The 12,268-nt window shown below is 65.1% G+C and carries 8 protein-coding genes; 6 read left to right on the top strand and 2 right to left on the bottom strand.

The window, feature by feature from the left end:
• The first annotated feature begins 15 nt into the window (after window positions 1–15).
• On the top strand, window positions 16–1,200 hold the full coding sequence (locus tag RPG13_RS00980) for a CaiB/BaiF CoA transferase family protein (RefSeq protein WP_126104898.1): 1,185 nt from the start codon (window positions 16–18) through the stop codon (window positions 1,198–1,200).
• A 13-nt stretch (window positions 1,201–1,213) separates the two neighbouring features.
• Window positions 1,214–2,065: a citryl-CoA lyase gene (locus tag RPG13_RS00975; RefSeq protein ID WP_337124230.1), complete on the top strand. Its 852-nt coding sequence runs from the start codon at window positions 1,214–1,216 to the stop codon at window positions 2,063–2,065.
• On the opposite strand, the gene RPG13_RS00970 is transcribed toward RPG13_RS00975, so the two are convergent.
• Together RPG13_RS00970 and RPG13_RS00965 are read right to left on the bottom strand one after the other, a co-directional pair.
• Window positions 2,041–2,550, bottom strand: coding sequence for an NUDIX hydrolase (locus RPG13_RS00970; protein WP_337124229.1), 510 nt, complete (start codon window positions 2,548–2,550; stop codon window positions 2,041–2,043). The two genes, RPG13_RS00975 and RPG13_RS00970, sit on opposite strands and share 25 nt — an antisense overlap.
• A gap of 133 nt (window positions 2,551–2,683) precedes the next feature.
• Window positions 2,684–3,097: a hypothetical protein gene (locus RPG13_RS00965; RefSeq protein ID WP_337124228.1), complete on the bottom strand. Its 414-nt coding sequence runs from the start codon at window positions 3,095–3,097 to the stop codon at window positions 2,684–2,686.
• A gap of 320 nt (window positions 3,098–3,417) precedes the next feature.
• Here RPG13_RS00965 and RPG13_RS00960 point away from each other — a divergent pair, with 320 nt between their 5' ends.
• The 4 genes from RPG13_RS00960 to RPG13_RS00945 are packed head-to-tail and all read left to right on the top strand — an operon-like array spanning window position 3,418 to window position 12,247.
• Window positions 3,418–4,434 carry a hypothetical protein gene (locus RPG13_RS00960; RefSeq protein WP_337124227.1) on the top strand — a complete coding sequence of 339 codons (1,017 nt, stop codon included), beginning with the start codon at window positions 3,418–3,420 and terminating at the stop codon, window positions 4,432–4,434.
• A gap of 32 nt (window positions 4,435–4,466) precedes the next feature.
• Complete coding sequence (locus tag RPG13_RS00955; protein WP_337124226.1) at window positions 4,467–7,478, top strand: hypothetical protein; 3,012 nt, start codon at window positions 4,467–4,469, stop codon at window positions 7,476–7,478.
• Window positions 7,412–11,632, top strand: coding sequence for an autotransporter outer membrane beta-barrel domain-containing protein (locus RPG13_RS00950; RefSeq protein WP_337124225.1), 4,221 nt, complete (start codon window positions 7,412–7,414; stop codon window positions 11,630–11,632). The genes RPG13_RS00955 and RPG13_RS00950 overlap by 67 nt, the downstream gene beginning before the upstream one ends.
• A 33-nt stretch (window positions 11,633–11,665) precedes the next feature.
• Window positions 11,666–12,247, top strand: coding sequence for an invasion associated locus B family protein (locus tag RPG13_RS00945; RefSeq protein ID WP_337124224.1), 582 nt, complete (start codon window positions 11,666–11,668; stop codon window positions 12,245–12,247).
• Window positions 12,248–12,268 lie beyond the last annotated feature (21 nt).

The following is a 12,268-nucleotide window of genomic DNA, read 5'->3' as shown; positions in this document are numbered from 1 at the left end:
CCTGTTTGTGACATCATGACCGATCTGCTGTCCGGTGTCCGCGTCCTCGACCTGACCAATGTTCTGGCAGGTCCTTACTGCGCCTATCAGCTCGCGCTGCTCGGGGCGGACGTGATCAAGGTCGAGGCGCCGCAAGGCGGCGATCTGGCGCGCCAGCTCGGCGGCTCGCCGGAGCTCAACAGTGCCGGAATGGGCGCTTCGTTCCTGGCGCAGAACGCGGGCAAACGATCGGTGGTGCTTGATCTCAAAAAAGAGGCCGATCGCGAACGCTTCCTCGATCTGGTCGCCTCCGCCGACGCTCTGGTCGAGAATTTCCGCCCCGGCGTGATGGACCGGCTGGGGCTTGGCTACAAGAAGCTGAAAGAGGTCCGCCCCAGCCTGGTATATTGCGCGATTTCGGGTTTTGGACAGACCGGGCCGATGCGCGACAATCCGGCCTACGACCAGATCATACAGGGACTGTCCGGCATCATGAGTATCACCGGCACGCCGGAGACCGCGCCGCTGCGTGTCGGCTATCCCGTTGCCGACACGTTGGGCGGGCTGGTTGGTGCCTTTGCCATCACTGCTGCACTTGTGAAGCAGAAGACGACAGGCGAAGGCGCTTTTCTCGACGTGTCGATGCTCGAATGCACGCTTTCCGCACTGGGCTGGCCGGTCTCCAACTATCTGACGGCTGATGTTGAGCCGCAGCCGATGGGCAATGAGAACATGACGGCGGCACCTTCTGGAACGTTTCGCACCGGCGATGGCTTGCTCAACATCGCTGCCAACAAGCAGGAGCAATTCGTGGCGCTCTGCCGGCTGATCGGGCTGCCCGATCTGGCGTCGGACCCGCGCTTTGCCGAGCGCGAGACGCGCAAGCGCAACCGCATCGCCTTGAAGGCGCTGATCGAGGATGCCCTGGCGAGCGGCTCGGCCGCGGCCTGGGAGGAGACGCTCAATCGCGAAGGCGTGCCGGCGGGCAGGGTGCTGACGATCCCGCAGGTGCTCGCGGAGCAGCAAGTGATCGGGCGCGACATGACCACCCGTTTCGATGGCATGCCGAACATCGACCGGCCGCTGACCGTCGTGCGCGGCGGGTTCATGGTCGATGGCACAGCACCCTTGCCGACCAAGCCGCCGCCAACGCTGGGCGAGCATACGGACGAGGTGTTTGCCGGCTTGCCGCCCCGGGCAAAAACGAGAGCGCGGGCATGAGCGACGCGAGACCATGAGCAACGTTGGGAAAAAAACCGGCCGCGAGCGCGGCGAGGAATGGTGGCAGACCGATATCATCGAAATGCGCCCCGGCGTGATTCGGCTGCGCGGCTACGAGATCCAGGATCTGATCGGCCGCGTCAGCTTTCCGGCGATGATCTGGCTGATGCTGCGCGGCGAACTGCCTAGTGAGGAGCAGGCGGCGTTGCTCGGCATCGCGCTCGGTGCCGCCGTCGACCACGGCCCGCAGGCGCCGTCAATCGCCATTGCCCGGATGGCGGCTACCTGCGGCGTCGGCATCAATAGCGCCATGGCCTCAGCCATCAACGTCCTTGGCGACGTGCATGGCGGCGCTGGCGAGCAGGCGCTTGCCTTCTACGGCGACATCGCCGCGGCACTGGACGGAGGCATGACGCTTGCCGACGCTGTCACGGCGCGGCTCGATCGCTTCTTTGCCGAGGAAAAATCCTATGTGCCGGGGCTCGGCCATCGCTTCCATCCGGTCGATCCGCGGGCGCCGCGCCTCATCGAGCTGACCCGCGATTTTGCCGCGCGCGGCATCGTCGGCGGCCGTTTCGCCGACATCGCCGAGGCTGTTGAGGCCGAGGTTGAGCGGCGCAAGGGCAAGAAAATCCCGCTCAACATCGACGGCGCCACCGCCGTCATCTATGGCGAGCTCGGCTTTCCGCCGCCGCTGACGCGCGGCCTTTTCGTGCTGTCGCGCTCGGTCGGCATATTGGCGCATGCGTGGGAGCAGTCGCAGCAGAGCGACCGCAACAAGGGGCCGCTGCCGCGCGAATGGTTGTGGGCCTATGCCGGCACGCCGGTACGGCCTTTCCCTCAGGGAGACGACGATTCCGAATGAGGCCCCGGTTCAAGCTCGCCAGCGGGCGCAGGTTGGGGAACCTTCAAGTTCTTCAGCAGCGTTGAAAGGTCGGGCTCGTCGATAAGCACTGCTGCGTCTTCCGGCGTCAGCCATGCCCGCTGCCGTCTGTTGGCTTCCTGCCAGTTGGGCAGCTCCTCGGTCACCGCCAGCAGATAGACGGTGACATCGACGCGGACGAAGCGGTTCGTCAGCCGCTTCCAGTAGGAATAGGTGCCGGCTGGCTGCTTCAGCGTCTTGCCGAGGACGCCGGCTTCCTCCTGCGCTTCGATGGTGGCTGCCTTGCGCCCACTCTTGCCCTTCATCGGCCATCCCTTAGGCACGATAAAGCGCCTTGTCGATATCGAGGTGACCAGCATCACCTCGACGTCCCCATGCTCGCTCAGCCGAAAAGGAATAGCCGCGACCTGACGGACCCGCTCCCCCTTCCTTGCCTTGCGTACGGCCTTCTTCTTGGTGGCTGCCATTCCCGACGATCCAATCAGGGCAGTGCCCAAGCACAAAGGCACGTTGCGAAATCAAAACCGCCTTCGATGCTACTTCAAGTAGAGCGGTGTTCAAGGCTATAAGTCGGCTAAATAAATGAAAAGTACCGGCTCATCAGCGGCAGGTGCTGATAAAGCGGCTGCCCGACCGTCGCAACTGGCACGTAGGCTGCATCTGCTGCACATCTGGCCGTTGCGGCGCGACCTCGCGATCCTGGGCACGGAACTGCTGTTGCTGCTGCTGATATTGCTGGCGCCGCAGCCTGTTCTCGAGCACCTGCAATTCGTTTTGCCGGACCAGCGCGTTGCGGTCGGCGGGGTTGAGGACCTGTGCCAAGGCGGCCGGACTTGCGCCCGGCAAGATCGCTGTTGCCAGCAATGCCGACGTGAAAATCGTTGAAAGACGAGACTGCGACATCCGTTCATTCCCGCGCGGAGGAGACACCCTCCTAATATAGGATGTCTGCGTGGCGATGCCATCGCCAAGGCCCCGATCGTAGTGGAATCGATGCGCCTGCCGCCAGGACATTATATTCGTAATCTCTAATATTTCGGCAGGCCGATTGAAGCATTGCCGTCATATGACGACTATGAAACGTCAGACGTTTTGGCCAGTGTCCTTCACGCAACACTTCGATTCCATCAAGCGCAAGTTCAACAATTCGAATTCCATTGGGCAGAAGTTAATGTATTCTAATCAAGCCAGCGCTTCACAACGAATTGGGAGCGCTGGCCTTAATGCGTTGAGTTCTATTACGAATGTCCAGCATTTTTTACTGCCTGAGTAGATGTGGCGGCAGCGGCGGATCCAAGTAGGGATTGGGAACGTCGCACTCTAGGGGGTAGTGCATGGCTTTGTTCTCAAGGCTCTCCGTGTCGGATTCCGTGCGGCGGACCGTCATCGGCAATAAGGCCGTTTCGACGGAACGCCCTGTCGATATCAGATCGAGCAAGAAAGCCGGACCCGCGCCGGAAGCCGCGCGCGGCGAGAACCGGCGCATTTTGCCCGGCCGGGCCATTCTGCCAAATCGCCTGGCGCTGCTGCTTGGCGCGACGGCGCTGGCCGGGCTCATTCCGCTTTCGCCGGACATCGTTCATGCTCAAGTCCTCATCAACCAAAATGGGGGCAACGGAGGCAACGGCAGCGGTTATGACGGCGATGGCGGCAATGGCGGCGCGGGTGGCAACGCGGTGCATGTCAACAACATCGACCAGAGCGTGCCTGCGCCGGCTCTGCCCCTCGTTAGCGCCTACGATGTCACGGCCGACGGCGGCAATGGCGGCAATGGCGGATATGGCTTTCTGTTGCTCGTAGGCAATGGTGGCGAAGGCGGCAATGGCGGCAACGCCGGAAGCGCCAGCGCCACCTATACCGCCAGCCTGTTCACGGAGGGCAATTTTCATCACGGCATGGTTGCGACAGCCACCGGCGGTCAGGGCGGTGATGGCGGCGGCAGCGGCGGTCTTGTTTTCGCGGATGAAGGTGACGCTGGGCATGGCGGCGCCGGCGGCAACGCCAGTGCAACCGCCACAGCCTCGAGCATTATCGAAACGACCGGCGAAAACTCGTTCGGCATCATCGTAGACGCCAGCGGTGGCAATGGCGGCACTGGTGGTAACGCCGTCTCCGCCGGCTATGCAAATGCCGGCGAAGGGGGCAATGGCGGCAGTGCCGGCACCGCGAACGGCAGCAACGCCGGGCAGATCATCACAGGCGGTCGATTTTCATATGGCATGATTGTCCGCTCCGCCGGTGGCCGCGGCGGCGACGGAAATCAATCGTCTTCGATTTTGTCGGATCCGGCAGCAATGGCGGCTCACCCACCAGCGGCGGCAATGCTTCGGGTGAAAATTCCGGTGAGATAACGACCCATGGGGACTTCGCCTCCGGGCTGGTCGTGCAGTTCGTCGGCGGCGCCGGCGGCAGTGGTGGCGGTGCTTTCGGTCTGTTCGGCGGTGGTGGAGCTGGCGCCGATGGCAACAACGGTGGAAACGCCACGGCGACCAATACCAACAGGATCACGACCAACGGCATTGGTGCGATCGGCATGTTGGTGGAATCGATCGGGGGTGGTGGCGGCGACGGCGGTGGCGCAGCCGGCATCGTGTCTGTTGGCGGCATTGGCGCTGGCGGCGGCACTGCGGGAACGGTGACCGCCAATGTCGGCGGTGAGATAATCACCGGCTTCGACGGCAGTGGCGACGGCGCGCATGGCGTGCTCGCCCAGTCGGTCGGCGGCGGTGGCGGCAATGGCGGCTTCGCGCTCTCAGCCGGGCCAATCGCGGCGGTTGCCATCGGCGGCGGCGGCGGCACCGGCGGCAATGGCGGCGTCGTCAACGTCAATCAGGCTGGCGCCGGCGCGACAGTCAGCACGCATGGCAGTTCGGCTATCGGTATCCTCGCTCAATCCATCGGAGGTGGCGGCGGCAATGGCGGCGGCAGCTTTGCCGCCGGCGGCATCGCTTCGGTTTCGATCGGCGGTGGCGGTAGTGCGGCGGGCGACGGCGACGAGGTCAATTACAACGTCGGCAATTCGCATGTCACGACAAACGGCACCGATTCGATCGGCATCCTGGTACAGTCGGTCGGCGGTGGCGGCGGCAACGGCGGCTTCGCGCTGGGCGGCGCGGGCGTCGTTGCGGTCGGCGTCGGCGGTGAAGGCGCTGCTGGCGGCATCGGCAAGAAGGTCGATATGACGACCGGCGGCACGGTCGAAACCAGCCAGGCTCGTTCGGCCGGCATCGTCGCGCAGTCGCTTGGCGGCGGCGGCGGCAATGGCGGCTTCGTCGTTGCAGGCAGCCTGGGGGTGAGCGTCGGCGTCGGCGGCAAGGGCAGCGGGGGCGGTGACGGCGGTCAGGTGTTCTTCCGCACCGCTGGCGGCGGCCAATCCATCATCACGCATGGCGCCGATTCCGCCGGTCTGATCGTGCAGTCGGTGGGCGGCGGCGGCGGCAACGGCGGATTTGTCGGAACGTTTGGCGCTATCGCTAATCTTGGCATCGGCGGCGGCGCCGGGGCGGCGGGCAGGGGGCTGGCGGTCGACGCGATCTATAACGGGTCGGTCGTAACCTTCGAGCAGCGCTCGGCCGGCATCATCGTCCAGTCGATCGGCGGCGGTGGCGGCAATGGCGGCGGCGTCATCGGCGTCGGCCTTGGGCTCACGGTCGGCATCGGCGGCAATGGTGCCGGCGGCGGCGATGCCGGCTCGGCTGAATACAGATCCACGACAACCACCATCACAACCCATCAGGTCGATTCCGTCGGGCTTGTCGTCCAGTCGATCGGCGGCGGCGGCGGCAATGGCGGCTTTTCCTTCAACCTTTCGGCCGGCGCCGCGGTTGGCATAGGCGGCAAGGGTGGTGCAGCCGGCGAAGCCAGCACGGTCAAGGTCGCTGTTGACAGCGGCTCTATCCATACTGTCGAGGACCGTTCGACGGGCATTATCGCGCAGTCGGTCGGCGGCGGCGGCGGCACTGGCGGCGGCAGCGTTGCCGGCAGCTTTGCGCTCAATGTCAGCATAGCCGGCTCGGGCGCCGGCGGCGGTGGCGGCAAGACGGTCGATGTGACCAATGGCGCCAGGATCACCACCGAGGGCGTGCAGTCTCATGGCATCCAGGCGCAGTCGATCGGCGGCGGCGGCGGATCGGGTGGCTTCTCGATTGCCATCGGTGGCCCGTCGCTGGCGGTTGGCGGAGCGGGTGACGCTGGAGGGTTGAGCCAGAAGGTCACGGTTCACAACAATGGCGAGCTTTCCACCGCAGACGACCTCTCGGTCGGCCTGCTGGCGCAGTCGATCGGCGGCGGCGGTGGCGATGGTGGTTTTGCCGGAGCCGGCGGCCTATTCACCGCGGTTGGTGTCGGCGGACATGGCGGCGGCGGCGGCAATGGCGGCGAGGTCGAGGTTATCAACACTGCCAGGATCACCACCATAGGGGACCTGTCGCACGGCATTCTCGCCCAGTCGGTCGGCGGTGGCGGTGGCAATGGCGGCAGCGCCGGAGCGGTGTCCGTCGGCGCCTTTGTGGGCGTCGGCGTGGCGGTCGGCGGCGACGGCGGCGTTGGCAGGGACGCGATGGCGGTCAACGTCACGCATGCCGGCGATATCGCGGTCAGCGGCGCGGAGTCCAAGGCTATTCTAGCACAGGCGATCGGCGGCGGCGGTGGCAACGGCGGCAAAGCGTTCTCCGGCGCGTTCAGTGCCGGTCTCTATGCGTCCGCCGCCGTAGCGGTCAGCGTCGGCGGCGGCGGTGGTAATGGCGGCTCGGGCGGCGCTGTCACGCTCAAAGCGGATGGCAATCTTCTTTCCCTGACGGATGAGACGGGTTCGGGCGGCATCGTGGCGCAATCGATCGGCGGCGGCGGCGGCAATGGCGGCCGGACCACTTCGATCGCAGGCGCCGTCAGTAATGGCGTGGCGGTCAATCTCGGCGTCGGCGTGGGCGGCGGCGGCGGTGGCGGCGGCGAGGGCAAGACAGTCCGGGTCGAGATCGGGCTTGTCGGCGGCGGCAGGATCGAAACCCAAGGCTTCCAGGCCGTTGGCATCATGGCCCAGTCGATCGGCGGCGGCGGCGGCAATGCCGGCGATACGTTCGGTGGCGCCGGCGGCTACGGCAACAATGTGACGGTGAGCGCCACCGTCAATATCGGCGGCGGCGGCGGCAATGGCGATTTCGCCGGTGACGTCCATGTGACCAATGCGATGTCGGTAAAGACCACTGGCGATTCGAGCAGCGCGATCGTTGCGCAGTCGATTGGTGGCGGTGGTGGCAATGGCGGCACCAGCACTGGCGGTCGGCCAATGTCGGCGGCGGCAGCGGCGTCAACGTCGCGGCAAATTTCGCCATGGGCGGCGGCGGCGGCACGGGCAGCTACGGCAACACTGTCGACGTCATCAATTCGGGCACGCTGACCACGACCGGCGCTTTCTCGTCGGGCATCATCGCCCAATCGATCGGCGGCGGCGGCGGCATTGGCGGCTCCAGCACCGCCAAGTCCTACAATATCGGCGGCAGCAGCCAGACCAGCGTCAATGTGAATATGGGCTTGGCTGGACATGGTGGCGGCGCCAGCGAAGCCAGAAAGGTGACCGTCATCAATTCCGGCCTCATCACCACGCAGGGCTTCGGTTCGTCCGGCATCATGGCGATGGCGGTCGGCGGCGGCGGCGGCGCGTCTGGCGCGGCTTCAGCTTCCGACGAGGACGTCGGCGGTGGCGCCGGCGACAACGGCGAGACGACCGTTTCGATCGGCGTGGCCCTGTCTCTCCCGGGTGGCACGGCCGGCGACGGCGGCGAAGTGTCGGTCACCAACAGCAATTGGACCATCACCGATGGCGCGTTCTCCTACGGCATCAGCGCCAGCTCCATCGGCGGCGGCGGCGGCGTCGGCGGCTCTGCGTCGGCCGGTGCCAAAGCCGAATACGCGATCGGCGGCGCCATAGCCGGCTTTGGCGGCAGCGCAGGCGACGGCAAGCGGGTCGAGGTCATCAACCAGGCCAGCGGCCTGATCTGGACCAAGCAGGAAAATTCGATCGGCATCTTTGCGCAGTCGATCGGCGGCGGCGGCGGCGCCGGCGGCGCCGGCAAGAGCACGGGCAGCGACGGCGGCACCGTCGATGTCAAATTCTCGATGGGCGGTCTTGGCGCTGGCGGCGGCGACGGCGGCGAGGTCCATGTCACCAACAGCGGAATTGTCCTGACGGACAAGGCCAATTCGCACGGCATCATGGCGCAGTCGATCGGCGGCAGCGGCGGTGTCGGTGGCGCTGCGGGTTCGACCTCCGCCGACGCCTCGGTTTCCATTTCGGCGGCTCTCGGCGGCCTCGGCGGCGATGGCGGCCTCGGCCAGTTCGTCCATGTCACCAACAATGCGACCGGAACCATCATCACCCAGGGCGACAATTCGTATGGCGTTTTCGCTCAATCGATCGGCGGCGGCGGTGGCGCGGCCGGTGGCGGCTCGACCGAAACCGGCGAGGCCGAGCAGGTGGCGGTCAACCTGTCGATCGGCGGCATCGGCGGTGACGGCAATCGCGGCGGCGACGTGACGGTCGACAATCATGGCTTGATCCAGACCACCGGCTATCTGTCGCACGGCATCTTCGCCCAGTCGGTCGGCGGCGGCGGCGGCGCGTCGGGCGCCGCGGCCAGCGCCTCGACAGCAGACATGTCGATCGGCGGCGCGGTTTCGCTGCCGAGCGGCGACGGCGCTAATGGCGGCCATGTCATCGTCAACAATGACGGCATCATCGAAACCACCAAGGACGGCGCGATCGGCATCTTCGCGCAGTCGATCGGCGGCGGCGGCGGCTATGGCGGCACCGTGTCGGCAGACACGGCCGGGGACAACTCGATTGCGCTGCAACTTGGCGGCTTCGGCGGCAATGGCGGCGAGATGGACGTCACCATCTCCGGTGCGATCATCACCCATGGTGAGCGCGCGCATGGTGTCGTCGCGCAATCGGTCGGTGGCGGTGGCGGCTATGGTGGCGACGCCAAGGGCAAGAGCTCGAATGCGCTCGCCATTGGCGGGCTCGGCGGCAATGGCGGCGATGGTGGCGACGTCACCGTGATCCGCACCGGCACGATCACGACGACGGGCAAGGATTCGATTGCCATCATCGCGCAATCGGTCGGCGGCGGCGGCGGCTTCGGTGGCGCCGGCTTTGGCCGTTTCGGCGCCGACGACGATGGCGGCGGCCCGAACGCCATCGGCTTCAACACCCCTGGCGGCACCAAGGGCACCGGCGGCAAGGTCACCATCATCCAGGACGGTGAGATCGAGACGGACGGCGACCGCGCCCATGGTATTATCGCGCAAGCCGTCGGCGGCGGTGGTGGCGCTGGTGGCATGGCCTCACTGGCGATGGGCCAATCGGCTGCCGGTTCTCAGGGCGGCATCGGCGACGCAGCCGCTGCCGCTGCGACGGCGATGAGCCAGGTCTGGGTCAAGGGCGCAAGCTCCTACGCGCTGTTCGGGCAGAGCGCCACGGGCCAGGGCAATTCCGGCGCCGTCGATTTGATCGCAGAGGGCAGCCTGTTCGCGCAGGGTGCCGACTCGGTCGCGGCCTATGCCGAAAGCACGGCCAGCGGATTGAAGGGCAACATCAGCTTGGACCTGAAAGGCCAATATGCGATAGGCGGCGGCGGCACCGGCGTGGCGGCGATGCTGGTCGGCGGTCAGAACAATACGCTGAACAATAACAGCCTGACTTATGCGATGGGGCTGACGGGATCCTTTTCTTTCCAGAATGAGGCAGACCTGGCCGAATACCTCCAGGAGCTTGCGGCCGGTGGACCCGTTGCCCCGAAGAAGGCGATCCTGGAATCGCTGCTGGACGATTTCAGCCCGTTGTCGATCACCGGCACCTCGGGCAACGATCTGGTCAACAATCAAAGGACAGCCAGCACGCTTGGCCGCGTTATCGGCAATATCGATCTCGGCGGCGGCATAAACGGTTTCCACAACTTCGCCAATTCCTCGATGGTCGGCCTCAAGACCATCGACCTCGGCGGCGGCACCTTCCTCAACGACGGCCTGATGACCAACAAGGGTATCGCGGTCGTGGAGACAGTTGATGTGACCGGCGGCTTCACCCAAATGGCCACCGGCGATTTCGTCACCGACGTCGATCTCAACAATCAGATCACCGACGCCCTTGCCTTGACCGGCGCCGGCGACTTCAACGGCGAGGCGCCGCTCAACTTCCTGTCGATCGACAAGCTGTTTACCGAATATCTGCTGGCGAAGGGCTCCTCGATGGTCGATTCCGGCATCACGCCGACGACCTTGCATCCGGCGGTCGGCTTCAATTTCCTGACCAGGGTGGACGACGGCACCGATCTCGTTCTCTACGCCGACAATCCGACCTTCCTGGAACTGGCGCAGGATCCCAACTCCGGCACCAACGACCCGGGCGTGTTCGAGATGGCGCAGTATCTCGACGATGTCGAGGCGTCGTCGAGCCCGGACAATCCGATGGCGCGGCTGATCAATATGCTGCGGTTCCTGCCGGATGAGGCGTCACTCGGCGCAGCGCTGACGCGACTGACGCCGCATTACGCGGTGCATGCGTTCGAGATGGTCAACCGCTCGGCCGACATCATGCTGGAAACGGCGCGCGAATGCACCGGCGTTCCCGCATACAGCAATCCCGACGGGCGCTGCGTCTGGGGCGTGATCAGCCCGCAGGCCGACTACAGCCGGGACGCCGGGGCGGGAACGACCAGCCGCGACGATGTGTTGAAGACGATGTCGTTCGGCGCCATTGGCGAGGTCAACCAGAACTGGTCGCTGGGCGGCACGATCGGGCGGACAGAGTTCGATTCCGAGATCCATTTCAACCAGGATCTGCTGTCGACCACTCAGGGTGAATCCTGGCAGGCCTACGCGTTGGCGAAATACGAGAACAAGAACTATTTCGTCGACTTCGCCGTTGGCGGCGGCACCGGCATGTTCGACGGCCAACGCGACACGCATGTCGACCAGGTCGGCTATATTCCCGGCGAAACGCTCGAAGGCGTCTATCTGCCGGAGCTGCTGCTCGAGGGCATCGGCAACAGCGTCACCTATACGCAAAGGACCGCCCAGTTCGGCGGCTCGGCACGGTTCGGCGTGACCCAGCAGATGGGCGCGTTCTACCTGCAGCCGACCTTGCAATTCGATGCACGCTGGCTTCGCGTCTCCGGCAAGGAAGAGGGTTCGGTTGCCGCCTTCAATTTCGACGACAGTTCCAACACCTATTATTCCGCGACGCCAGGCCTCGAGCTCGGCACCGACATCGCGCTTAGCGACATCGCCAGCCTTCGCGTCTACGGAAAGGCAGGCGTGGAGTTCTCGAACAAGAAGTGGGAGATCGAGGGCCAATTCGCGGCCGCGGAAGATCTGCCCGGCAATCCGGCGCTGCACTTGACACAGGAGGTCGATTCGCCGCTCTATCGCGTCGGTGCCGGCCTCGAACTCAATGGCGTGAACGGCGTCGGCATGGCTGTCAGGTACAATGGCGCCTTCGGGGAAACAGTAAAACAGAACGCGGTCAGCGCGTCCCTCAAGGTCAGCTTCTAGCTGGCTTGAGGTGGAGGGCAAGAGGGGGTCTTCATGAGAAAGCGGGCGTATTTCGCAGCTGTGCTGGGCATCGCCTTCATCGCCGGCCTGCCGGCGGCAATGGCCTTGGCCCAGACCAAGACCGACAAAGCCGTGCCGGCCGACGTGGCCAAGCCGCCGCAACTGCCCGGTGGCGCGTCGGCCTTGTCCGAGACGCATGGCGACTGGACGGTCAATTGCCAGATCATTGGCAAAACCAAGGCATGCAGCCTGTCGCATCAGCAGTTCAACAAGCAGAACGGCCAGCGCCTTCTGGCGATAGAATTGGCGACCAAGGCCGCAGAGCAAGCCAACGGCACCTTGGCGCTGCCGTTCGGGCTGGCCCTGGCCAAGGGCATCAATCTCGAAGTTGACGACAAGAAGCTGCAGGGCATCCTGCAGTTCAGCACCTGTCAGGCCGTCGGTTGCCTGGTTCCCGTGACATTCGACGCGAAAATCACGCCGCTGCTCAAGGCCGCCACCATTTTGAAGATCAACGCGGTCACGGTCGATACGGGCCAGCCGATCAGCTTTCCCATCTCGTTGGCCGGCTTCAGCGGCGCGCTTGCCCGAACTGCGGAACTCTCGGCAGACTGAGCGTTGTCCACCCGGATTGTA

This window comes from Mesorhizobium sp. ISC15 (assembly GCF_037162615.1).
Lineage (GTDB): Bacteria > Pseudomonadota > Alphaproteobacteria > Rhizobiales > Rhizobiaceae > Mesorhizobium > Mesorhizobium mediterraneum.
The sequence above is the reverse complement of the archived record's forward strand: the minus strand, read 5'-3'. Positions and strand labels throughout refer to the sequence as shown.